This is a genomic window from Streptomyces sp. NPDC048338 (assembly GCF_043201055.1).
In the GTDB taxonomy this organism is placed as follows: Bacteria; Actinomycetota; Actinomycetes; order Streptomycetales; family Streptomycetaceae; genus Streptomyces.
This window is the reverse complement of record NZ_JBICYQ010000015.1, coordinates 15,020-37,572: the sequence shown is the minus strand read 5'-3', so window position 1 is coordinate 37,572 and position 22,553 is coordinate 15,020. Positions and strand designations below refer to the sequence as shown.

The window sequence follows — 22,553 nt, the reverse complement described above, 5'->3', positions numbered from 1 at the left end:
GCCGGTCACGGGTGTCCGGGGATCGCAGGGGGCGTCGAGGCCGTCGCCCGCCACAACCGGTGGCACGACAGCAGCACCGCCGCCACCAGCAGCCCGTTGCGGACGACCATGAGGGTGTTGCCCAGTGCCGTGCCCTGGATGACGTCCAGGTAGTACGTGGGGAACGCGAGCGCGGTCACCGCGGTCGCGGCGAGCAGCACCGCGGCCACCGGACGCTGGGTGGTGTGCCGGGAGGTGAGGCAGACCGCCGCCAGGCCGAGCAGCCACACCATGTACTGCGGACTGATCACCCGGCTGGTCACGGTGAAGAGCAGGACGGCGGCGAGCGCGGCGTCGAACGGGGTCGCCGCGGTCCACCGGGAGGCCCGCCCGCGCCAGAGCATCAGCCAGCCGAAGGCGGCGGCCGTCAGCATCAGCGACAGCTGGGCCACGAGGTCGACCTGCGCGCCGCTGAACTCCAGGGCGCCGTAGCGGGACTCGATCCGGATCGGCTCCCCCGCCGCCCGCAGCAGCGCCAGGACCGTGCCGCCGAGGGACTCGATCTGCACGCCTCTGGCCCCCTGCTGCCGGAGGAAGCCGAGGCTGTCGCTGAAGCAGAGGGCCAGCACGGTCAGCAGCGCGGCGGCCGTCGCGACGGCGGACAGCCAGGCGTCGCGGCTGGAGCGTCCGCGTTCCTTCCCCAGCAGGGTGAGCAGCGGCCACACCTTGATCAGGGCGCCCAGTGCGGCGAAGGCGCCGCCGAGCCGCGGGCGGCGCGTCCCGCTCAGCAGCGCCAGGACGGCGAGGGCCGTCACCTGGATGTCGAAGCGGCCGTGCGGCAGGTTCAGCAGCAGGGGCAGCGCGGCCGCCCACAGCCAGGCCCCGGCGAGCAGCCGTCCCGGCCTGGTCAGGGCGAGGGTGATCACGGCGTCGGCGGCGAGGGTCAGCAGGAGGAACGCGGCGAAGTAGTCCAGGAAGGGCAGCGCCGAGGGGAACAGGAAGAGCAGGCCGGCGCCCGGCGGGTACTGCCAGGTGACGTCGCCGACCGGGTAGGAGCCCCCGGCCAGTTGCTCGGACCAGCGCGGATAGAGGAAGTTCACCTCGCTCGCCACGTTGCTGACACCGATGTCGTCCTGGACGAGCAGGTACACCATGACGATCCGGGTGAGGACCCAGACCGCCCAGAGCGCCGCGAGGGACCTCCGCCGGGACCAGGAGGAGGTCCAGGCGTCGGCGTGGTGCGCCGCCCGGACCAGGACGCGCGCCGCCGCGCCTCGCCCTTCGGCCGGGCCGTCCGCCGGACGGGGTGCGGGCGGATCCTGGTCCGGCCCGGTGGGAGCGCCGCCCAGCAGGCCGGCCTTCTGCTGCGTCATGGATCGGGAATGTAGGCGGACGAATCCACCGATCCCGGTCGGCGGACCGCGCGGCGGCGCCAGGTCCCCCGGGAGCGGGCACGCATGGACCCAGGTGGATCAACGCGGGGCCCGCCACCGAACCGGACCGCGACCTGCGCCCGGACGGTACCTAGTCGAACCAGCGGTCGCGGGCCAGTTCCGCCGTCCGGGACGGGTCCTCGAGCAGGGCGGCCACCTCGAACCGGCGGGGCCACTGGCCGGCCGCCCAGGCCAGCCCGGCCGCGACGCCCTCCAGTGTCGCGGCGTGGATGACGCCGTCCGGGGTCCGGCGCCAGTCCAGTTCGACGCCGGCCGCGCGGAGCTCCTCGTGCTCGATGTACGTGTCCGGGGTCGCCGGACCGAGCAGGGCGTGCACCGAGGGCGGCACGTCGTGCTCCTCGCCGACCGTGGTGACCTCGGCCTCCACGGTCTCGCTCAGCCGGCGCACCTGGAACAGCTCCGCCAGGTCGGCCGCACGGGACGGGGAGACCGGCAGCAGCGGCAGGTCGCCGGCGAGCGGCAGGAGGTCGGGGGCGTCGGCGACCAGCGCCTCGGCTGCGTCGACCACCACGAGCTCGCCGTCGACGACCGCGCGCAGCTCGTCGGGGAGGGTGACCTGCTCGGGGTCCAGGTCGGCGAGCGCGGTGTACAGCGCGTGCAGCTGGGCACCGGTCACCTCGCGCTCCGGATCGGCGAGGCGGGTCAGCAGTTCCGCGGCGCCGCCCGGCTCGTCGAGGAGGGCCGCCACCGAGGTGCGGACGCCGAGCGCCCGCAGGACCTGCTCGTCCTCGAAGCCGGTCGCGTCGGCGGAGTCGTAGAGCCCGGCGAGCAGCGGGTCCGTGCCCGCCGCGCGCAGTCCGGCCGGGCGCCGGCCGTCCAGGACGGGGTGGTCGCGCAGCCACCAGGCGGTGTACGACCGCACGGTCTCGGTCGTGCCGTCCGGGAGCAGCACCCGGACCGGCTGGGTGAGCGCGTCCCGCAGCGGGGGCCGCGCCAGCATCGCGAGCGCCTGGGGCCAGGCGTCGTCGTCGACCAGGTCCAGGTCGCGTACGGCGACGATCTCGGTCGCCACCGGCGGCACCGGGGCCTCGGGCAGCCGGTCCAGCACGTCCTCGCACCAGACGTCGACCGCGTCGAGCAGCCCGGCGTCGTCGGGTTCGGCGAAGTCGCCGTCGCGGGGCTCCAGTTCGTCCGGGTCGAGGACGAGGTCGGTGGCCCGGACCAGGACGAAGTCCGCGAGCACGCCGCAGGCGGCGAGCGGCTGTTCGCCCCACCGCTCGGCCAGCTCGGCGTCGCAGAAGGCGAGTTCGTCCTCACGCATCACGGCGGCGAAGGCGCTGCCCGGCAGGACCAGTTCACCGGCCGGGGCCGGCTCGCCGTCCTCGTCGGGCAGGGCCAGCGCGCCGAGCCACGGCTCGTCGCCCGGTTCCAGTTCGGCGTCCCGTACGAGCGCGAGCACGGTCTCCGCGAGTTCCTCGGCGTCCAGCGCGTCCGCGTCCTCGTCCCAGATCTCCCCGGCGTCGAGGGAGCCGGCGACGGCCGCCCTGACCTGGGGGGTCGTCAGCACCGCGCGGGGTGTGGCGGGCAGGGCGCCCAGTTTCTCCAGGAGCGGGTGGACGGCGTCGGGGTGGGCGACCTTGAGGCCGAGCCGGGTGAGTTCCGCGGGCGTGCGGTCCTGGGGCAGCAGGACCTGGCGGGGGCCGATGGTGGTACGGGTGCGGGCGGGCGTCTCCGGGTCGACGGGCTCCGCGGCGGCCAGCGGGACGGGCAGACCGGTGAGCCGGTCGGGGTCGACGCCCGCGAGGGAGTCGTAGAGCCGCCACCACCACGTCGGCGGGCGGTCGACGCCCGCCAGCCGGTCGATCGCCTCGGTCAGCGGCACCCGGCCGATGCCGAGCGTGCGCAGCTCCACGCGCCGCTCCAGGCCGGCGGGCAGCAGCGTCGGGAAGACCTCGGCGAGGACGCCGACGGTCTCGGCGCCCGCGCCCTCCACCACTTCGGCCTCCACGGGCCGCAGCGCGGGCATCTCCTCGGAGGGGGCCTCGGGCGCCAGGAAGGCCACGCGCGGCAGCCGCTCCAGGATCGCCGCGCGCAGTGCGCCGTCCAGGGGGCCCTTGCCGAGCGGTCCGGGCACCAGGTCGAGGGTGGCGACCGTCACCGGCTGCCAGGCGGCGAGGAGTTCGGTGTAGGCGTCGGCGGCGCGTTCCAGCAGGAAGTCGGTGAGGGGCCCGGGCGCGGGGTGCCGGCGGGCGGTGTCCAGCGGCAGCGAGGCGATCAGCAGGGCGGGCAGGCCGAGCGGTTCGTCGGTGGGGGTGGGCGCGTGGACGACGGGGGCGGTACCGGGGAAACGCGGGGCGCCGATGGCGTCGACGGGTACGGCCCAGGTCACCGACCAGTGCGGGCGCAGGCGTTCCTCGACGGGCCGGCCCTTGAGGAGGGCGGGGTCGAGGGCGCCGCCGTGGCTGACGGTCCGCCAGCGGTGCGTGCCGGCGGTGGAGGCGGTGTCCTCGATGTGGACGTAGCCGTCCTGTTCGGACCGCCGGAGGGTGCGGGCGCCGTCCGCCGTGTCCACGACGATCTCGGCGAGACCGGGCAGGGTCAGCAGCAGGGCGTCGTCGATGGAGTCGAGGAGCCGCTCGGCGAGGTCGACGGCCGCGGAGTCGCGCAGCGGGAGGACGACGACCGTGTCGTAGCCGTCGGGGGCGGTGCCTTCGGCGGGCAGCGGGAGGCGGAGCACCGGCACGTGGCCGTCGCGGCGGCGGAGTTCGTCGCCGAGCCCGGGGCTGTGGCGGGCGGCGTCGGCGGCCAGCTCGCGGGCCTCGGCGAGGGACCAGCGGACACCGCCGTGGCGGCCGAGGACGGCGGGCTCGTCGCTGACGGCGAGGACGGCGGCGAAGCCGACGCCGAAGCGGCCGACGGCCTCGCGGTCGTTCTCGCGCTTGGCGGAGGCGCGCAGGGTGGAGAGCGACTCGACGCCGGTCGCGTCCAGCGGGGCGCCGGTGTTGGCGGCGGCCAGGACGGCGGGGGCGTCGGCGTCGGCGGGGTGCAGGGTCAGCCGGAGACGGCCGGTCACGCCGGCGCGGCGGGCGGCGTCGGCGGCGTTCTGGGCCAGTTCGACGACGAGCCGGTCGCGGTACCCGCCGAGGGCGAGGTCCTCCTCGGCGTTGGCGTCCTCCCGGAACCGGGCGGGCCCGGCTCCCCAGGCGTCGAGCACGCCCCGCCGCAGCCGGGCGGTGCCGAAGGGGTCGGCTCCGTCGGTCGTCGTCCTGACGCTGACGCTCACGTCTGACTCCACTCTGCGGGACGGGATGGGGCGGGTGCCCGAAGGTACCGCGACCTGTGGGTGTCCCGCGTCGCCCGTTCCGGGCGCCTGCCCGGCCGGACGCGGCGCATGCGCCCGGGGGGCCGCGGGCACCCTGCCGAGGACGCCCTCGGGAAGGCGTACGGGCCGTCTCCGCGAGGGTGACGGCCTCGTCCGGAAGGGACGGGCGCTTCAGGCGGGGCGGGGGGCGAGGTCGGCAGGACGGGGGACGCGGCGGGGCTCCGCACATCCCCCTCCAGGGTGCCGGAAGCCTCCGGTCCGGCTGCCCTGGGGGCGCAGGGGGTGTGCACGGGACCGGGACGTCCGTGGGGGGAGATCCGTGGACGTCCGTGCGGGGTCGTCGGTACGGAACCTCCGCCGGCACCCGCGGCCCGATCGGGGCCGCGGGATCCCGGGACGGATCCCGGGACGGCGAACGTCCCGGGGTTCCGGACCCCGCCGAAGGACCTACGAGTGGCCCAGGTCTTCCGAGGTGCCGTCCGGCTCCGTCGTGGAGCCGGAGTCCTTGGCCGGGCGGAGCGGGAACGCGTCCGTCGCCATCGAGTCGAGGACCGGCGGCGCCGGGCGCGGGGGCTTCGGCATGACCGCGGCCTCGGAGTGGCCACCGCATCCGTACGACAGCGAGACGACCCGGCCGTCCGCCGGGGAGAACTCGTTCGCGCAGACGCCGAACGCCTGCTTGAGCGAGCCGGCCAGCGGCACCAGGAAGCCGCACGACTCGCACGAGGCCGGCGCGGCCTGCGCCATCGGGGTCTTGGCGCCGAAGGACTCGTCCCAGCGGTCCGCCGCCACGTGCAGGCCGTACCGGGACAGCACCCGGGCCCGTCGCACGCCGAGTTCCTCGGCGACCGAGGCGATCGCGCCGCGGGACGGCGTACGGGAGACGATCTCGGCGTCCTCGGCGTCGAGGTGGTCCGCCATGTCCTCGGAGACCGCGGAGTTCGGCGGCGGGGCGTCCTCGCCCGTGTAGCCCGGCTCCAGCCGCAGGTCGTCCTGCTCCGTGGGCAGCAGGTCACCCGGGCCCATGTCGCCCGGCCGCAGCCGCTCGCTCCACGGCACCCACTCGGGGGCCAGGAGGGCGTCGGCGCCGGGCAGCAGGACGGTTTCGTCAAGCGTGACGTTCTTGGCGCGCGAGGCCCGGGTGACCGTCACGGCCCAGCGCCAGCCGCGGTAGCCGGGCTCCTCGCACGCGAAGAAGTGGGTGACGACCCGGTCGCCCTCGGCGACGACCCCTTCGTGGTCCCCGATGACACCCGGGGCGGCGGCCTCCTCGGCGGCCTCCCTGGCGAGGTCTACCGCCTCGGCGCACAGACGGTCGGGGGTACGCGGGGTACGCGGGGTACGGCTTCGCGTCGTCGCAGCACTCACAGGTCTCGCTTCTCTCCTACGCCGTCTCACGGGTGCGCCGGCCGAGGAGCGGAGCGAAGCACCGGGCAGCGGGCGGAGCGGACCAGAGGGCCGCATCGACGTCCGCACCCGACACGTCTCGCGTGTCTCGGGCACACCTATCGCCATCCATTCTGCGGGATGCCGAAGAGGCGCGCGGCCGAGAACTTCCGCCGGTGGCGCGCTACGCACGCTACCCCCTCTGCCGCGTTGCGCCCACCTGCCCGTCCCAAGTGGCCCGGATCGCGGACGCCTCGGGCCCGGATCGCGGACGGTCCGAAGTCGGCCCGGGGGTGCCGGCCGGGGCCCGGATCGGCCGCGCCACCAGGACCGGGACCCGGGCATCCGGCACGGCGCCTGAGAGGCCCGTGGAGCGCCTTGGGCCGCGCCACGGTTCGTACGGCGGGGGCGTGGGGCACTATGACGGAGTGGCAGCCGCACGGTCTTCCGCACGATCCCACGATCATGCCGGGCCGCTCAGCCGAGCGGGCCGGTCGCTGGGGCGCGCCCTGCACCTGCCCTTCACCGGCACCGCGAAAGGCATCAGAAAGGCGACCCACGCCCATGGCGCGGGCGAGTCGGGTCTGGGCCGGCTCATCGAACTGCACGCGGTGAACGGCGCGGGTGACGTCATGATCACCGTCGCGCTCGCCTCCACCGTGTTCTTCTCCGTCCCGACCGACGAGGCACGCGGCCGGGTCGCGCTGTACCTCGGCATCACCATGCTGCCGTTCACCCTGCTGGCCCCCGTGATCGGTCCGCTTCTGGACCGCATCCCGCACGGCCGGCGCGCAGCGATGGCGGGGGCGATGCTCACCCGGGCCGTCCTCGCGCTCACGATGTCCGCGGCGGTGGCCACGGGTGGGCTCCAGCTGTATCCGGCGGCGCTCGGGGTGCTGGTGGCCTCGAAGGCGTACGGCGTGGTCCGCAGCGCCGTCGTGCCCCGGCTGCTGCCGCCGAACTTCTCACTCGTCAAGGCGAACTCCCGCGTCACCCTCGCGGGCCTGCTCGCCACCGGGATCGCCGCCCCGATCGGCGCGGGACTCCAGCAGATCGGGCCCGGCTGGCCGCTGTACGGAGCGTGCGTGCTGTTCCTGCTGGGCACGTACTGGGCGTTCCGGATGCCGCACAAGGTGGACTCGGCGAAGGGCGAGCGGCGGGCGCACCTGCTGACGCACGGCGAGAAGAAACCGAGCCTGCGGACGGTCGGACCGTCGGTCCTGCACGGCCTCCAGGCCAACGCGGCGCAGCGGATGCTGTCCGGGTTCCTGATCTTCTTCCTGGCCTTCCTCCTGCGGGTGCATCCGCTGCCGGGACAGAGCGCCGCGGTGTCGCTGGCGATGGTCGCCGTGGCGGCCGGCGTCGGGAACGCCTGCGGCACGGCGGTCGGCTCACTGCTGCGCGAACGCGGCCACGGCCCGGAAGTGATCATCGCGACCATGATCACGATCGTGCTGGGCGCGGCGATCTGCGCGGCGCTGTTCTTCGGCGGGCTGATGGTGGCGGTCCTCGGGGCGGTGGCCGGTCTGACGCAGGCGCTGTCGAAGCTGTCGCTGGACGCGCTGATCCAGCGGGACGTGCCGGAGGTGGTGCGCACCTCCGCGTTCGCCCGCTCGGAGACGGCGCTGCAGATGGCCTGGGTCGTGGGCGGCGGGATCGGCATCTCGCTGCCGCTGAACGGGACGGTGGGCATGTGGGTCGCGGCCGGGATCCTGGGGCTCGGCGCCCTGCTGTCGGTCCGCGGCCTGCTGGCGGCGGCCCGCCGTCCCGGGCCGCCCGCGCCTCCGGAGTAGGGCCGGACGGCACCGGTGGCCCGGCATCGGGGGCGGAAAACGCGGCGCGCCGCACCCCCGCGTGGCGCAGCTCGACACGCCCGATAGCCTTCGGGCCATGACCGTTGCGTTCTTCACCGGCTCGCGCCGCCGGGCCGCCGTCGCCCTCGGGGCCGTCTCCGCCGGGCTCCTCGTCCTCTCCGCCTGCGACAAGCCGACCCCGCTCGCGACCCTGACGGTCGGGACTGAGTCGGTGCACTCCGAGGCCGCCTGCTACAACGACGGCGACCCCATCAAGGAGTCGCAGTTCCAGAAGTGCCTCAACGAGAAGGCCGAGAAGTCCATCTCGGTCTCCGCGGACGACAAGATCCGCTTCGGTGTGGACCCCGAGATCGCCGAGAACGGCTGGACGATCTTCCTCGGTGGCCAGGCCGCCGAGCCGGAGCCGTACCACAAGACGTACCGGACCATCCCGGCCAGCGCCTTCTTCGCCAGCCAGACCGGCGAGGCGACGAACCAGACCCAGGTCACCATCGTCGAGACCGACGGCAAGAAGCTGACCGGTGTCTGGCACTTCGACCTGAAGAAGAAGGACTCCTGATCCTCCGGTGACGTTCCGGATCCTGATCGTGACGGCCGTGGCGGCGGAGGCCGACTCCGTCGGCCTCGGCCTCCCCTTCCACGGTCCGGGCTCGGGCGAGGTCCCGCTCCCGGGCGGGTTCGCCCTGCGCCGTCACACGGGCCCGGCCCCGGATCCCGCCGGGACCCCGCAGGCCGCCACGGTCCGGCCGGCCGTCGTCGCCGACGTGCTCGTCGGCGGGGTCGGCCCCGCCGCCGTCGCCGCCGCCACCGCGACCGCGCTCGCCTCGGCCGCCGCACCCTACGACCTGGTCGTCTCCGCCGGTATCGCCGGCGGCTTCGCACCGGCGGCCCCCCTCGGATCGGTCGTCGTGTCCGACACCCTCGTCGCGGCCGACCTCGGGGCCCAGACCCCCGACGGCTATGTCGACGTCGAGGAGCTCGGCTTCGGCCGCTCCGCCCACCGCGCACCCGAACCGCTGACCCGCCGCATCTCCGCGGCGCTCGCCGCGGGCGGACAGCGCCACACCGTCGCCCCCGTGCTGACCGTCTCCACCGTCACCGGCACCGCCGCGCGCGCCGCCGAGCTCGCCGGACGCCACCCGGACGCCGCCGCCGAGGCGATGGAGGGCTTCGGGGTCGCCGAGGCCGCCGCCGCGTACGGCGTGCCCGTCGTCGAGATCCGCGCGGTCTCCAACGCCGTCGGCCCGCGCGACCGCGCCGCCTGGCGGATCGGCGAGGCCCTGGACTCGCTGCGGAACACGTTCCAGCTGCTCTGCCACTCCGTCTTCGTGGAGCCCGCCCCATGACGCCAGCGCTCAAGATCGCCTACTCGCCCTGCCCGAACGACACGTTCGTCTTCGACGCCTGGGCCCACGGCCGGGTCCCGGGCGCGCCCCGGCTCGACGTGACCTTCGCCGACATCGACCTGACCAACGGCTGGGCCGAGCGCGGCACGTCCGTCCACGACGTGCTGAAGGTCTCGTACGCCGTGCTGCCCTGGGTCCTCGACGAGTACGCGCTGCTGCCCTGCGGCGGGGCGCTCGGCCGGGGCTGCGGGCCGCTGGTCCTCACCCGCGAGCCGGGAGCGCCGGCGGAGCTGGCGGGCAGAACCGTGGCGGTGCCGAGCGAGCGGTCGACGGCCTACCTGCTGTTCCGGCTGTGGGCGGCCGACGTGGTCCCGGAGGGCGTCGGCGAGATCGTCGTCATGCCCTTCCACGAGATCATGCCGGCGGTGCGCGACGGGAAGGTCGACGCGGGTCTGGTCATCCACGAGGCCCGCTTCACCTACCAGAACTACGGGCTGCACGCGCTGGCCGACATGGGGGCGCACTGGGAGGACACGACCGGGCTGCCGATCCCGCTGGGCGCGATCATCGCCCGCCGGTCGCTGGGCGAGGACACGCTGCGGCGGCTCGCGGACGCCACCCGCGCATCGGTCCGGATGGCCTGGGACGACCCGGCCGTCTCACGCCCGTACGTACTGGAACACGCGCAGGAGATGGACCCGAAGGTGGCCGATCAGCACATCGGTCTCTACGTCAACGAGTTCACCGCGGACCTGGGCGAGCACGGCTACGCGGCGGTCCGCGGCCTGCTCACGCGCGCCGCGGCCGAGGGGCTCGTACCGCCCCTCGGACCGGACGCGCTGGCGTTCCCCTGAGGGGGTCCGGACCCGGAGGTCCCCCGTCGCCCCCGCGGATCGGGGGCTTCCGGGAGCGGGTCGGTGGATCAGACGTCGAGCTGGTCGGCGACCGCCCGCAGCAGACCGGCGATCTTCGAACCCTGCGCCTTGTCGGGGTAGCGGCCCCGCTCCAGCATCGGCGTGATGTTCTCGAGGAGCGTCGTCAGGTCCTGCACGATGGAGGCCAGTTCGTCGGGCTTGCGGCGCTGGGCTGCGGCGACGGACGGGGTCGGGTCGAGCACCGTCACGGAGAGGGCCTGGTCGCCGCGCTGTCCCGCGACCACTCCGAACTCCACACGCTGCCCCGGCTTCAGGGCGTCGACTCCGGCAGGGAGGACCGACGAGTGCACGAAGACGTCGCCGCCGTCGTCGCGGGAGAGGAAGCCGAAGCCCTTCTCGCTGTTGAACCATTTGACCTTGCCGGTAGGCACGTCTGTCCTCGTCCTCGTACTCGATGGGGGCGCCGGGATTCCGGCACCGGATGGCTGCCGGCTGGCAGTCCGGAAAGCGGTACAGCGGGTCGCCCGACCCGCCGGGCACCAGGCTAATGGTCAGGTAGCTGATGACAAGACGTCGCCGGTTTGTTCCTTCGGCCTGGGAACTACCCTGGCCGAATGCGTAGTGAAACCCCTTCGGCCTCGTCGGACGACACCGCTCCGGGTGACGGTCTGGTCCGCGCCGGTGCGATCGTCTTCATCATCGGCGCGGTGGCCACCCTGGTCACGGTGGCCCCGCTGTTCCTGGGCACCGATCCGTTCCCGCCCGTCGCGTACGCCGTCTGCATGCTGATGGGCGTCGGCTTCCTCGTCGCGGGCGCCGGCGTGCTGCGCTCGATCGCGGCGCAGCGCCGCCAGGCCCGCCGGGCGGCCGCACCGGGCCACTAGGCCGCGAGGAAGCCCTCCCACCAGGCACGGAACTCCGTCAGGTCGGCCAGCACGACGTCGGCGCCGGCCGCGCGCAGCTCGTCGGCGTCGCACGGACCCGTCGTCACGCCCACGGACAGGGCCCCCGCGGTCGCGGCGCCGCGCACGTCACCGGTGTGGTCGCCGACGTAGACGCGCGCCCCGTACGCGCGCAGCGCCTCCGCCTTGCCCTCGGCCCACAGCCCTCCGATGACGGCGTCCGGCTCCATGTCGAGGTGGGTGAGGTGCAGTGCGGCGTGCGGCTCGTTCTTGGCGGTCACCACGATCGTCCGGCCGCCGGCCTCGCGAACGGCTTGAATCGCATCCCTGGCGCCGGGCATCGGGAGCGACGGCTCGATCGCGTACGTCGGGTAGGCGGCGCGGTACTCCGCGGCCCGCGCCACGACCTCCTCCTCCGGGAACCAGTGCGCGAGCTCGTGCTCCAGCGGCGGTCCGAGCCGGGAGACGACGAGGTCGGCGTCGATCGGGACGCCGGTCCGGGCGGAGAACGCCTCGAACGCCGCCTTGATGCCGGGGCCGGAGTCGATCAGGGTCATGTCGAGGTCGAAGCCGACGGTGAGACGAGTCATGGGGGTCATTGTGCCCGGGTGTTCGAAAACGTCGGGGGCCCGGACCGAGCTCCGCCCCCGCCTCGGCTCGTACGCGCGTCCGACAAGCCTCCGGTGCCGGCGCCCTCCGTTCCCGACGCGGCTCTCGCGACCTCGGCGACCCTTGCCGCCCTGGTCGCCGCGCGGCGTCAGACCCGGCGCTGCGACCTCCACAGCAGGAACAGCGCCGACGCGACCGCCGCGCCCCGCACCACCCACGGCCAGGTCTGGCCGATCGCCGCGCCCATCGCCTCGCCGCCCTCCGCGATCGGTGCTCCCCAGCGCCCCGCCAGACGGCCCCAGATCCACACGGCGCCGGCCGTGGCCGCGAGCCCGGGGAGGACGATGACGGCCCCCTGGACCTCGCCCCGGGACAGCCGCCGCGAGGCGTAGGCCAGGAGCCAGCCGAACGCGAGGGCGAGCAGCGAACCGAACAGCGCGCCCCCCAGCAGCAGGAGCGCGGCGAGCAGCAGCAACGGGTTGGCCGGGCGGAATCGCCGCTCCGTCGCGTCGGCACCGTCCGCCCCCGCCACGACGGCGTCCCGCCGGACCTTGACCGGACGCCACCACCCCCGGCGCCCCGCGGCGTCCTCGTCCGGGGCCGTCTCCCCCGCCGACTCCGGCCCGTCCCCGGCCTCCACGACGCCGTCGCCGTCGCCGTCGCCGTCGTCGTCGCCGTCGTCGTCGGTCGGTGGCGGCTTCAGCAGCTCCGGGATCTCCACCCCGCCCACGAACCCCGGCACCAGGTCGTCCCCGCGCCGCGGCGTGGCGTCCGTGCGCCACCAGTCGGGCTCGGTGTCGGCGGCCCCGACGTCGTCCATCCCCGCCAGATGCGGCGGCGGCGCGCCCGTGCGCGACCCCGGCACCGTGCCGGACGACCGCGCCGTCGTCCGGGGCTTCGGCACCGCGCTCCTCCTCCACCGCCGCCCCCGCTGCTCCGGAAGTCCCGCCTCCGGCGGGTCCGGAACGGGCGCGACACCCGCCGCCCGGTCCACCACCTCGTCCGGCGTGCCGAGCTGCCGGAGGATGCCGCGCACCGCCTCCGGGCCCTCCTCGCCGTACGTGGCGCGCCGACGGTCGATCTCGCCTCGGAGAGCAGACACGAGCCGCATCCGGGAGCCCGACGACAGCTGCCGTTGCTGCGCCAGATCGCCGACCCGGCTCAGATAGTCGAAGACCAACTGGTCGCTCTCGATCCCCACAGTGCCCTCCACGGCCGGTACGCCCCGACGTTAGCGCCCGCGCAGGGGCTAACGTGGGGCGGATGGGGATCGGTGAGCTCGACCGGGAGGCACACGTGCCCGCAGGAACTGGTGCCGCCGCCGCACCGCGCACGCTCGCGGAGGCGCTGCGCGCGCGGGGCGACGAAGGGCTCGCCGCGCTGCTGCGCGCCCGCCCGGATCTGCTCAACCCGGTGCCGAACGACCTGACGCAGCTCGCCACCCGGGCCGGCACCCGCGGCTCCGTCGTCCGTGCCCTGGAACGGCTCGACCGCTTCGCGCTGCAGACCGCCGAAGCGCTCGCCATCGCCCCGGACCCGGCGTCCTACCCCGTACTCCTCTCGCTGCTCGCCGGCGACGAGAGCGACCCGGCCATCGAGGCGGCGCTGCCGCACGCGGTGGAGATGCTGCGTGAACAGGCACTGGTGTGGGGTGAGGACGACCGGCTGCGCCTCGTGCGGACCGCGCGCGAACTGCTCGCCCCCTCACCGCAGCACCCGTCCCCGACGGGGCTCGGGCCGACCGTCGCCGAGGCCACGTCCGGCATGTCGCCCGGCCGGATCCAGGAGATCATCGGGACCGCCGGACTGCCCCCGACCCACGACCCCGTCTCCGCGGTGGCCTCGCTCACGGCGCTGTTCACCGACCGGGCCCGCATGGACGCCCTCCTCGACACGGCGCCCTCGGACGCGCTCACCGTCCTGGACCGGCTGGTGTGGGGACCGCCGTACGGCGAGGTGACCGCGAACCCGGCCCCGCCCGTGCGCTGGCTGCGCGACCGGGGCCTGCTGCTGCCCGCCTCCCCGCGCACGGTCGTCCTGCCCCGGGAGGCGGCACTGCACCTGCGGGGCGGCCGGGCCCACCGGACTCCCGCACCGCATCCCCCGGCGCTGTCCGAACTCCGCTCCTACTCCCCACAGGTCGTGGACAGCGCGGCCGCCGGCCAGGCGTACACCGCCCTCGCGACCGTCGAGGAACTCCTCAAGGCGTGGAACCAGGGCGGCCCGCAGGTGCTGCGCGCGGGCGGCCTGTCCGTCCGCGACCTGAAGCGGACGGCGACCACGCTGGAGGTCACGGAACAGATCGCGGCCTTCTGGCTGGAGCTCTGCTACGGGGCGGGCCTGCTGGCCTCGGACGGCGAGGCCGACGAGCGGTACGCGCCCACCCCCGCCTACGACGACTGGCTGGACCTGCCGCCGGCCGAGCGCTGGGCGCGGCTCGCCTCCGTCTGGCTCACCGCGACCCGCACGTCCGGACTGGTCGGCGGCCAGGACGCGAAGGGCCGCACGCTGTCCGCCCTCGGCCCCGACCTCGACCGGGGCCCGGCCCCCGAGGTCCGCCACCGGGTCCTGGCGCTCCAGGCCACGCTGCCGCCCGGCTCGGCGGCCGACCCGGAGTCCCTGCTCGCCCGGCTGCGCTGGGAACGGCCGCTGCGCGGCGGCGCGACGGTCACCGGCGTCACCGTCCCGAACCCGGCCGGCACCGTCGGCGGGAGTTCCACCACCACCTCCACCGACCTCCGCTCCCGCATCGCCCTGTGGACGCTCACCGAGGCCGAGATGCTCGGCATCACCGGCCGAGGCGCCCTGTCCTCGCCCGCCCGCGCCCTGCTCAACCTGCCCCTCGACGAGGCGGCGACCGAACCGGTGACCGACGGCGGCGTCGAACCGTCCCTGGCCGCCTCGCGGGCCGCCACGCTCCTCGCCCCCCTGCTCCCCGAGGCCGTCGACCACGTCCTCCTCCAGGCCGACCTCACCGCCGTGGCCCCCGGCCCGCTCCGGCGCCCCCTCGCGGACACCCTGGCCGTCCTGGCGGACGTGGAGTCGAAGGGTGGCGCGACGGTCTACCGGTTCACGCCCGGCTCGGTGCGCCGGGCCCTCGACGCCGGCCGCTCCGCCTCCGACCTCCACGACTTCCTGACCGCCCACTCCCGGACGCCGGTCCCGCAGCCCCTCGCGTACCTCATCGACGACGTCGCCAGGAAGCACGGCCACCTGCGCGTGGGCGCCGCGTCCGCCTACGTGCGCTGCGACGACGACGCGCTGCTCGGGGAGATTGTGGCGGACCGGCGGTCCGCCCCGCTGCGGCTGCGCCGCCTCGCCCCGACGGTCCTGGCCGCCCAGACCGACCCGGCGGCACTGCTCGAAGGGCTGCGGTCGATGGGGTACGCCCCGGCCGCCGAGTCCGCCGAGGGCGCGGTCCTGATCACCCGCGCCGACGCCTACCGCACCGGTCACCGCACCGCCCCCGTCCCGGTCCCCGACGGCCCGCCCGTGCCCGACGGGACCCTGCTCGGGGCGGCCGTCCGCGCCATCCGGGCCGGGGACCTGGCGTCGACGGCGGTCCGCAAGGAACGCCCCGAGGCGGCCCCGCTGGCCGGCGGCGAGCTCCCCCGCACCTCCCCCGCCGAGACCCTGGCGACCGTCCAGGCCGCCGCGATGACCGGCTCGGCCGTCTGGATCGGCTACGTCAACGCGGAGGGCGCGGCCAGCCAGCGGGTCATCGCCCCGGTCCGGGTGGAGGGCGGCTTCGTGACGGGCTACGACCACACGGCGGACGAGGTCCGCACGTACCCGCTGCACCGGATCACGGGCGTCGCGGAACTCGCGGACGACGCGATCTAGGCGGTCCAGGGGGCCAGGGGGTCCAGGCGGTGTCTTGTCGATCAGGCCGGAACACGAGCCCGGCTGGATCGACAGGAGGCTCCCCCGGGGGTTCGTCCGGACGCCCCCCGCGCGGCCCGATGGTCCGGACGGCGTCGCGCCGCCCGGACCGACCCGCTTCGCGCCTCGCCCGCGCCGTATCCGCCGCCGATGCGGGACACTGGATGTTTGGCCGTTACGGGAACGGCACGGGAAGGACCTGATCAAGCGTGAATGGACCTCTCATCGTCCAGAGCGACAAGACGCTCCTGCTGGAGGTGGACCACGAGCAGGCGGACGCCTGCCGCCGTGCCATCGCGCCCTTCGCGGAGCTGGAGCGGGCGCCCGAGCACATCCACACCTACCGTGTGACCCCCCTCGGCCTGTGGAACGCCCGCGCGGCCGGGCACGACGCCGAGCAGGTCGTCGACGCGCTCGTGGAGTTCTCCCGCTACCCCGTGCCGCACGCGCTGCTCGTGGACGTCGCCGAGACGATGGCCCGCTACGGCCGGCTGACCCTGAGCAAGCACCCCACCCACGGCCTGGTGCTGACCAGCACCGACCGGCCGGTGCTGGAGGAGATCCTGCGCTCGAAGAAGGTGCAGCCGCTGGTCGGCGCCCGGATCGACGCGGACACGGTCGTCGTGCACCCCTCCGAGCGCGGCCAGATCAAGCAGACGCTGCTGAAGCTGGGCTGGCCGGCCGAGGACCTCGCCGGCTACGTGGACGGCGAGGCGCACCGCATCGACCTCGCCGAGGACGGCTGGGCCCTGCGCCCGTACCAGAGGCAGGCCGTCGAGGGCTTCTGGCACGGCGGTTCCGGCGTCGTGGTGCTGCCCTGCGGGGCCGGGAAGACACTGGTCGGCGCCGGGGCCATGGCCCAGGCGAAGGCGACCACGCTGATCCTCGTCACCAACACCGTCTCGGCCCGGCAGTGGAAGCACGAGCTGGTGAAGCGGACCTCGCTGACCGAGGACGAGATCGGCGAGTACAGCGGGACGCGGAAGGAGATCCGGCCGGTCACCATCGCGACCTACCAGGTCCTGACGACGAAGCGGAAGGGCATCTACCCGCATCTGGAGCTCTTCGACTCCCGCGACTGGGGCCTGATCGTCTACGACGAGGTGCACCTGCTGCCCGCGCCGGTCTTCAAGTTCACCGCCGACCTCCAGGCCCGGCGGCGGCTCGGCCTGACGGCGACGCTGGTCCGCGAGGACGGGCGCGAGTCGGACGTCTTCTCGCTGATCGGCCCGAAGCGCTTCGACGCGCCGTGGAAGGAGATCGAGGCGCAGGGCTACATCGCGCCCGCCGACTGCGTCGAGGTCCGGGTCAACCTGACCGACTCCGAGCGGCTCGCGTACGCGACCGCGGAGGCGGAGGAGAAGTACCGCTTCTGTGCGACGACCGCGACGAAGCGGAAGGTGACGGAAGCGCTGGTCAGGAAGTTCGCCGGGCAGCAGATCCTCGTCATCGGCCAGTACATCGACCAGCTGGACGAGCTCGGCGAGCACCTCGACGCGCCGGTCATCAAGGGCGAGACGTCCAACGCGCAGCGCGAGAAGCTCTTCGACGCCTTCCGCAACGGCGAGATCAGCGTGCTCGTGGTCTCGAAGGTCGCGAACTTCTCGATCGACCTGCCGGAGGCGACGGTCGCGATCCAGGTGTCGGGCACCTTCGGTTCGCGCCAGGAGGAGGCCCAGCGCCTCGGCCGGGTGCTGCGGCCGAAGGCCGACGGCCACCAGGCGCACTTCTACTCGGTGGTCGCCCGGGACACGATCGACCAGGACTTCGCGGCGCACCGGCAGCGGTTCCTGGCGGAGCAGGGGTATGCGTACCGGATCGTCGACGCGGACGAACTCCTGGCGGGCGACACCCCGTAGGGGGTGTGGCAGGACAGGCCCCGGAGGTCAGTCCGCGCCTCCCCGGTACACGGGGCGGGGGTTCCGCACCCCCGCCTCGCGCGGGTGGTCGCCGAGCAGGACGACGCCCACGGCCGCGCCGCCGTACGCGCGTATCGCGCGCAGCGCGGTGGTGAGCGGCCGGGTGCGGGAGCCGGGGAGGGCGCGGGCCGGGGTGAAGGTCGCTGTGGTCATGCCTCCATGATGGATTTCGGACATTCCGAACACATCGCCCTGGGGGTGGACCCGTTCGGCGGCACGGGTACGACCTGAGTCGGGTGCCGTCCCCTACGGGATGTACGGGACGACCGGCGCGGGGCCGCACGCCGCCCGTACGGGTGGAAACCCGTTCGCCCGCCGCCCCGGCCGGAAGCTACACTCTCCGACTTCCCCGCCTCCCCCGTGGAGAGCCACCGTCCGGTCGGAAACCGGCGGTCGCCCCGACATGCCCACGCACCAGCCTGGAGGCACCGCCATGTCCGCGCCCGCAACCGATCCGCTCGCGCGCGAACGCGCCCATCTCGCCGAGTCCCGTGCCGCGCTCCGCGCGATGCGGGAGGACGTCGAAGCCCTCGACATCAAGGACGTCACCGCGAACTGGGTCAACTCGGTGGTGCTCGGCCGCCAGATCGAGGAGCGGATCAAGGCGCTGGCGGACCTCTCCCACACGCCGCTGTTCTTCGGCCGCCTCGACTACCTGCACACCACGCAGGAGGGACAGCGCTTCTACATCGGCCGCCGGCACGTCCACGACTCCGGCGGCGACCCGATGGTGATCGACTGGCGCGCACCCGTCTCGCAGCCCTTCTACCGGGCTTCGCGGAAGGACCCGCAGGACGTGGGGCTGCGGCGCCGCTTCGGCTACACGGGCGGCGACCTCACCGCGTACGAGGACGAACACCTCTCCGACCCCGCGGAGCTGGAGCGCACCAGCCGGCTGCTCCAGGCGGAGATCGAACGCCCCCGCGTGGGCCCGATGCGGGACATCGTCGCCACCATCCAGCCCGAGCAGGACGAGATCGTCCGCTCCGACCTGTCCGGCACGGTCTGCGTGCAGGGAGGGCCCGGCACCGGGAAGACGGCCGTCGGCCTGCACCGTGTCGCCTACCTGCTGTACGCGCACCGGGAGCGGCTGGCCCGCACCGGCACGCTCGTCATCGGGCCGAACCGCTCCTTCCTCCACTACATCGAGCAGGTGCTGCCCGCCCTCGGCGAGCTGGAGGTGCAGCAGGCGACGGTCGACGACCTCGTGGCGCACGTCGAGGTCCGCGGCACGGACGAGGCGCCGACGGCCGTGATCAAGGGTGACGCGAGGATGGCGGAAGTGCTGCGCCGGGCCGTGCGCGCGCACGTCACACCGCCGACGGAGTCCCTGACGGTGGTCCGCGGATCGCGGCGCTGGCGGGTCCCCTCGTACGAACTGGAGGAGATCGTCCAGGAGTTGCTGGAGCGCGACATCCGCTACGGCGCCGCCCGCGACGCGCTCCCCCAGCGCGTCGCCCACGCGGTCCTGGTCCGGATGGAGCAGGCCGGCGAGGCCCCGGACGACCGGGTGCAGGACGCGGTGGCCCGCAACCCCGCGGTGAAGGCGTTCGTGAAGACGGTCTGGCCGCCGGTCGACCCGGCGAAGCTGGTGCTGCGCCTGCTGGGCGACGCCGCGTTCCTCGCGGAGCACGCGGAGGGGATCCTCGACGAGGACGAGCAGAAACTGCTGCTCCGGACGAAGCCCGCCCGATCGGTGAAGTCGGCGCGGTGGTCGCCGGCCGACGCCGTGCTGATCGACGAGGCGAGGGACGTGGTGGAGCGGACCCCTTCGCTCGGCCACGTCGTGCTCGACGAGGCGCAGGACCTGTCACCCATGCAGTACCGGGCGGTGGGGCGCCGCTGCACGACCGGTTCGGCGACGGTCCTCGGGGACCTGGCACAGGGCACGACCCCGTGGGCGACCGGGAGCTGGGCGCAGGCGCTGGCGCACCTGGGCAAGCCCGCGGCGGTCGTGGAGGAGCTGACGGCCGGCTTCCGCGTGCCGCGCGAGGTCATCGCGTACGCCTCCCGGCTGCTGCCGCACATGTCCCCCGGGCTCGCGGCGGTCGAGTCGGTCCGCGAGAACCCGGGCTCGCTGTCGGTCCGCGCCTGCGGGCCGGCGGAGCTGGACGCGGAGGTGGTCGCGGCCTGTGCCGCGGCCCTCGCCCACGAGGGCTCGATCGGCCTGATCGCCGCCGACGCGCGGATCGCACCGCTGGCGGAGGCACTGACCGCCGCCGGGCTCGCGTACCTGTCGCCGGGCGAGGAGACCACGGCCGAGTCACGGCTCACGCTGGTCCCGGCGTCGCTGGCGAAGGGCCTGGAGTACGACTACGTGGTGCTGGACGACCCGGCGGCCGTCGTCGACGGCGAACCGGACGAACGCACCGGTCTGCGACGGCTCTACGTCGCGCTCACCCGCGCCGTGTCGGGCCTGACGATCCTTCACTCCTCGCCCCTGCCGACGCAGTTGGGCTGACCTTCCGGCTCCGGGGCTCACCGCGTCGGGCCCGGAGCCGCGCTGCACCCGGGCCGTGCGCGGGAGCCTCACGCCCCGACCGCGCACGGGCGATTCACACCACGGTCTCGTACTCGGCCAGTGCCTGGCCGAGCGTGCGGCGGGCGACGTCGGCGAGGACCGGGTTCGTGACGCGGTAGTAGTGCTCGGTGACCAGGCCCCAGCACAGCGCCCAGCCGCGCCCGCGGGCCCAGGTCGAGTCGTCGACCCGGGCGGCCTCGCGGAACAGCGGCCGGGTCTCGGGGGTCAGCAGGGTCCAGGCGGCCATCATGTCGCAGGCCGGGTCCCCGGTGCCGACACCGCCGAAGTCGATGACGGCGCTGAGGCGCCCGTCGCGGGTGAGCAGGTTGCCCGGCAGCAGGTCGCCGTGGACCCAGACCGGGTCGCCCTCCCACTGCGGGAGGCGGAGCACCGACTCCCAGGCCGCGGTGACCAGGGCCCGGTCGGCGGTGCCGTCGGCGTCGAGGTCCCGCAGCACGCGGGCCGGGTAGTCGCCCGCCCACTCGGTGACGTGACCGCCGCGGAAGGACGCGGGCCCGCCGGAGGCGTCCACCCCGCGCAGGGACACCCCGAAGCGGCCCAACGCGACGGCCGCGTCGGCGAGATCGACGAGCGGCTCGTCGTAGGCGTCGGCACCGTCGAGCCACGCGTACACCGACCAGGGCAGCGGAAAGCCCTCGCCGGGCACACCCTTGCCCAGGGGTACCGGCACGGGCAGCGGAAGGTGCGGGGCGAGGTGGGGCAGCCAGCGCTGCTCCTTGTCGATCTGGCGGGCCGCGGAGGACAGACGCGGCAACCGGACGACGAGATCGCCGCCGAGCCGGTACATCGCGTTGTCCGTGCCGGCCGAGGGCACCGCGCGGACCGGAAGCCCCGACCAGCCCGGGAACTGCGCGTCCACGAGCCGTCGGACGAGCTCCTCGTCGATGTCGAGTTCGTCGGCGTGCAGCTTGGGGGTGGCCATGGTCGGCGAGGCTAGCCAGCCGGGGCGGCCGACAGCCATCGAATTACCGTGGGGGCGGCGCGACCACGAGAGAGGTGGACCTGATGTCCGGTACGGAACTCCCCCGGGCCGCACGGCCGGTCACGGTCGTCACCGGGGGCAGCCGCGGGATCGGCGCGGCGACCTGCGTACGGCTGGCGGCCGACGGCCACGACCTGGTGCTCGGCTACGTGCGCGACTCCGCGGCGGCCGAATCGACGGCCCGCACGGTCCGCGAGGCCGGCGCGAGGTGCGCCGTCGTCCGCGTGGACACGTCCGTCGAGGCGGACGTGGAGCGGCTCTTCGACACGGCGGCGGCCGCGTTCGGACGGCCGGTGACGGGCCTGGTGAACAATGCGGGCGTGACCGGGCCGCTGGGGCGGCTGGCGGACGCGCGGACGGCGGACCTGCGGCGGGTGGTGGAGGTCAACCTCCTCGGCTACCTGCTGTGTTGCCGGCGCGCCGCCCGGGACATGGCCGCCCGGGGCGGCGGGGCGATCGTGAACGTCTCCTCCGCCGCGGCCACGCTGGGCAGCCCCGGCGACTACGTCCACTACGCGGCGACGAAGGCGGCGGCCGACGCGCTGACCGTCGGCTTGTCCAAGGAGCTCGGCCCGGACGGCGTCCGGGTCAACGCGGTCGCGCCCGGCCTGATCGACACGGACATGCACGCGGCGATGGGCGCCCCCGACCGTCCGGCCCGGGCCGCCCCGACGATCCCGCTGCGCCGCCCGGGCCGCCCGTCGGAGATCGCGTCCGCGGTCGCCTGGCTGCTGTCCGAGGACGCCTCCTACACGACGGGCACGATCCTGCGGGTCGCCGGAGGACGCTGAACCGCCGACGGCGGGACCGCTTCCGGCGGCCCCGCCGAGACGGGCGTCCAGGTCCTGTCCGGGCGGTCTTCCCGGGCCCGAGAAGACCGCCCGGACACCCCCTAGGCGTCGATCGCCACCCGCCAGGCGCGGACCGCGTCCGTGGAGACCGGTGCCGCCCAGCCCAGCGGGCGGGCCGCGCCGCCGATGTGGAAGGCGTTCAGGCCGGCGGCCCGCAGGGTCGGGAGATGGTCGAGGCGCAGGCCGCCGCCGACGAGGATCCGGGGCTCGTAGCCCGGTTCACCGGCGCGGGCCGCCTCGGCGCGCAGGACGGGGAGCCCGTCGTCGACACCGGTCGCCGCACCGGCCGTGAGGTAGGTGTCCAGGCCCGGCAGGTCCGCGAGCAGCTTGCGCAGCCCGTCGCGGTCGTCGGCGCGGTCGATCGCGCGGTGGAAGGTCCAGCGGCAGCCGTCCAGGACGGCGAGGAGCCGCTCCACGGCGACCAGGTCGGGCGAACCGTCGGCCGTCAGGAAACCGAGGACGAATTCGTCCGCGCCCGCCTCCCGCAGCTCGCGCGCACGGCCCACCAGGGCGTCCACGTCGCCGGCGGCGAAGCCGTCGGTCAGTCTGAGCATCACGCGCAGCGGGATGTCCACCGCGGCGCGGATCGCCGTGAAGCCGGCCCGGGACGGGGTCAGCCCGTCCGCCGCCATGTCGGTGACCAGCTCGAGGCGGTCCGCCCCACCGGCCTGGGCCGCGACCGCGTCCTCCTCGTCGAGGGCGATCACCTCCAGCACTGCACGGTTGCTCATTGAGCCCATTCCTCCACGG

The 22,553-nt window shown here is 74.8% G+C and carries 18 protein-coding genes; 9 read left to right on the top strand and 9 right to left on the bottom strand.

What is annotated here, in order from left to right; all coding sequences use genetic code 11:
- Window positions 1-5: 5 nt before the first annotated feature.
- The 3 genes from ACGFZF_RS30535 to ACGFZF_RS30525 form a co-directional block, all read right to left on the bottom strand.
- Window positions 6-1,352, bottom strand: a complete 1,347-nt coding sequence (locus ACGFZF_RS30535) for a glycosyltransferase 87 family protein (RefSeq protein ID WP_393559406.1) — start codon at window positions 1,350-1,352, stop codon at window positions 6-8.
- 151 nt (window positions 1,353-1,503) lie between these two features.
- A complete protein-coding gene (locus ACGFZF_RS30530) occupies window positions 1,504-4,668 on the bottom strand; it encodes a sacsin N-terminal ATP-binding-like domain-containing protein (RefSeq protein ID WP_393559404.1) in 3,165 nt (1,054 codons plus the stop codon).
- A 474-nt stretch (window positions 4,669-5,142) separates the two neighbouring features.
- Window positions 5,143-6,063 (bottom strand): DUF3027 domain-containing protein, encoded by a 921-nt coding sequence (locus ACGFZF_RS30525; RefSeq protein ID WP_393559402.1) that lies wholly within the window; start codon window positions 6,061-6,063, stop codon window positions 5,143-5,145.
- A 446-nt stretch (window positions 6,064-6,509) separates the two neighbouring features.
- On the opposite strand from ACGFZF_RS30525, the gene ACGFZF_RS30520 reads away from it, so the two are divergent.
- The 4 genes from ACGFZF_RS30520 (at window position 6,510) to ACGFZF_RS30505 (ending at window position 10,095) form a co-directional block, all read left to right on the top strand.
- Window positions 6,510-7,874 (top strand): MFS transporter, encoded by a 1,365-nt coding sequence (locus ACGFZF_RS30520; RefSeq protein WP_393559400.1) that lies wholly within the window; start codon window positions 6,510-6,512, stop codon window positions 7,872-7,874.
- Window positions 7,875-7,971: 97 nt separating this feature from the next.
- Complete coding sequence (locus ACGFZF_RS30515) at window positions 7,972-8,454, top strand: DUF2771 domain-containing protein (protein WP_393559398.1); 483 nt, start codon at window positions 7,972-7,974, stop codon at window positions 8,452-8,454.
- 7 nt (window positions 8,455-8,461) lie between these two features.
- Window positions 8,462-9,241: a futalosine hydrolase gene (locus tag ACGFZF_RS30510; protein ID WP_393559396.1), complete on the top strand. Its 780-nt coding sequence runs from the start codon at window positions 8,462-8,464 to the stop codon at window positions 9,239-9,241.
- The gene (locus ACGFZF_RS30505) at window positions 9,238-10,095 is read left to right on the top strand and encodes a 1,4-dihydroxy-6-naphthoate synthase (protein WP_393559394.1); all 858 of its coding nucleotides are present in this window, start codon (window positions 9,238-9,240) and stop codon (window positions 10,093-10,095) included. The genes ACGFZF_RS30510 and ACGFZF_RS30505 overlap by 4 nt, the downstream gene beginning before the upstream one ends.
- A 68-nt stretch (window positions 10,096-10,163) precedes the next feature.
- Here ACGFZF_RS30505 and ACGFZF_RS30500 read toward each other — a convergent pair whose 3' ends face one another.
- A complete protein-coding gene (locus ACGFZF_RS30500) occupies window positions 10,164-10,547 on the bottom strand; it encodes a cold-shock protein (RefSeq protein WP_147978518.1) in 384 nt (127 codons plus the stop codon).
- Between the two features lie 183 nt (window positions 10,548-10,730).
- On the opposite strand from ACGFZF_RS30500, the gene ACGFZF_RS30495 reads away from it, so the two are divergent.
- Window positions 10,731-11,000, top strand: coding sequence for a hypothetical protein (locus tag ACGFZF_RS30495; RefSeq protein ID WP_147978519.1), 270 nt, complete (start codon window positions 10,731-10,733; stop codon window positions 10,998-11,000).
- Here ACGFZF_RS30495 and ACGFZF_RS30490 read toward each other — a convergent pair.
- Together ACGFZF_RS30490 and ACGFZF_RS30485 are read right to left on the bottom strand one after the other, a co-directional pair.
- Window positions 10,997-11,608, bottom strand: coding sequence for an HAD family hydrolase (locus ACGFZF_RS30490; RefSeq protein WP_356609077.1), 612 nt, complete (start codon window positions 11,606-11,608; stop codon window positions 10,997-10,999). The two genes, ACGFZF_RS30495 and ACGFZF_RS30490, sit on opposite strands and share 4 nt — an antisense overlap.
- Window positions 11,609-11,775: 167 nt before the next feature.
- Complete coding sequence (locus ACGFZF_RS30485; protein WP_393559390.1) at window positions 11,776-12,828, bottom strand: hypothetical protein; 1,053 nt, start codon at window positions 12,826-12,828, stop codon at window positions 11,776-11,778.
- A gap of 62 nt (window positions 12,829-12,890) precedes the next feature.
- Here ACGFZF_RS30485 and ACGFZF_RS30480 point away from each other — a divergent pair, with 62 nt between their 5' ends.
- Window positions 12,891-15,470 carry a helicase-associated domain-containing protein gene (locus ACGFZF_RS30480; protein WP_393559388.1) on the top strand — a complete coding sequence of 860 codons (2,580 nt, stop codon included), beginning with the start codon at window positions 12,891-12,893 and terminating at the stop codon, window positions 15,468-15,470.
- 248 nt (window positions 15,471-15,718) lie between these two features.
- On the top strand, window positions 15,719-17,368 hold the full coding sequence (locus tag ACGFZF_RS30475) for a DNA repair helicase XPB (RefSeq protein WP_356609083.1): 1,650 nt from the start codon (window positions 15,719-15,721) through the stop codon (window positions 17,366-17,368).
- 27 nt (window positions 17,369-17,395) lie between these two features.
- Here the strand turns inward: ACGFZF_RS30475 and ACGFZF_RS30470 are convergent, their stop codons facing one another.
- Window positions 17,396-17,581 (bottom strand): hypothetical protein, encoded by a 186-nt coding sequence (locus ACGFZF_RS30470; RefSeq protein WP_147978523.1) that lies wholly within the window; start codon window positions 17,579-17,581, stop codon window positions 17,396-17,398.
- Between the two features lie 280 nt (window positions 17,582-17,861).
- Between ACGFZF_RS30470 and ACGFZF_RS30465 the strand changes: the two genes are divergently transcribed.
- Complete coding sequence (locus tag ACGFZF_RS30465; protein ID WP_393559385.1) at window positions 17,862-19,889, top strand: HelD family protein; 2,028 nt, start codon at window positions 17,862-17,864, stop codon at window positions 19,887-19,889.
- Between the two features lie 94 nt (window positions 19,890-19,983).
- On the opposite strand, the gene ACGFZF_RS30460 is transcribed toward ACGFZF_RS30465, so the two are convergent.
- Complete coding sequence (locus ACGFZF_RS30460; protein WP_393559383.1) at window positions 19,984-20,892, bottom strand: aminoglycoside phosphotransferase family protein; 909 nt, start codon at window positions 20,890-20,892, stop codon at window positions 19,984-19,986.
- Between the two features lie 83 nt (window positions 20,893-20,975).
- Between ACGFZF_RS30460 and ACGFZF_RS30455 the strand changes: the two genes are divergently transcribed.
- Window positions 20,976-21,743, top strand: a complete 768-nt coding sequence (locus tag ACGFZF_RS30455; protein ID WP_393559381.1) for an SDR family oxidoreductase — start codon at window positions 20,976-20,978, stop codon at window positions 21,741-21,743.
- A 101-nt stretch (window positions 21,744-21,844) separates the two neighbouring features.
- Here ACGFZF_RS30455 and ACGFZF_RS30450 read toward each other — a convergent pair whose 3' ends face one another.
- On the bottom strand, window positions 21,845-22,534 hold the full coding sequence (locus tag ACGFZF_RS30450) for a copper homeostasis protein CutC (protein WP_147978527.1): 690 nt from the start codon (window positions 22,532-22,534) through the stop codon (window positions 21,845-21,847).
- Between the last annotated feature and the right edge of the window lie 19 nt (window positions 22,535-22,553).

Excerpts from the sequence above, each read along its gene's own strand:
- ACGFZF_RS30505 (WP_393559394.1), top strand. The coding sequence starts at position 9,238 with ATGACGCCAGCGCTCAAGATCGCCTACTCGCCCTGCCCGAACGACACG.
- ACGFZF_RS30495 (WP_147978519.1), top strand. The coding sequence starts at position 10,731 with ATGCGTAGTGAAACCCCTTCGGCCTCGTCGGACGACACCGCTCCGGGT.
- ACGFZF_RS30450 (WP_147978527.1), bottom strand. The coding sequence starts at position 22,534 with ATGAGCAACCGTGCAGTGCTGGAGGTGATCGCCCTCGACGAGGAGGAC.
- ACGFZF_RS30470 (WP_147978523.1), bottom strand. The coding sequence starts at position 17,581 with ATGACCACAGCGACCTTCACCCCGGCCCGCGCCCTCCCCGGCTCCCGC.
- ACGFZF_RS30465 (WP_393559385.1), top strand. The coding sequence starts at position 17,862 with ATGTCCGCGCCCGCAACCGATCCGCTCGCGCGCGAACGCGCCCATCTC.
- ACGFZF_RS30455 (WP_393559381.1), top strand. The coding sequence starts at position 20,976 with ATGTCCGGTACGGAACTCCCCCGGGCCGCACGGCCGGTCACGGTCGTC.
- ACGFZF_RS30480 (WP_393559388.1), top strand. The coding sequence starts at position 12,891 with ATGGGGATCGGTGAGCTCGACCGGGAGGCACACGTGCCCGCAGGAACT.
- ACGFZF_RS30460 (WP_393559383.1), bottom strand. The coding sequence starts at position 20,892 with ATGGCCACCCCCAAGCTGCACGCCGACGAACTCGACATCGACGAGGAG.
- ACGFZF_RS30535 (WP_393559406.1), bottom strand. The coding sequence starts at position 1,352 with ATGACGCAGCAGAAGGCCGGCCTGCTGGGCGGCGCTCCCACCGGGCCG.
- ACGFZF_RS30490 (WP_356609077.1), bottom strand. The coding sequence starts at position 11,608 with ATGACTCGTCTCACCGTCGGCTTCGACCTCGACATGACCCTGATCGAC.
- ACGFZF_RS30515 (WP_393559398.1), top strand. The coding sequence starts at position 7,972 with ATGACCGTTGCGTTCTTCACCGGCTCGCGCCGCCGGGCCGCCGTCGCC.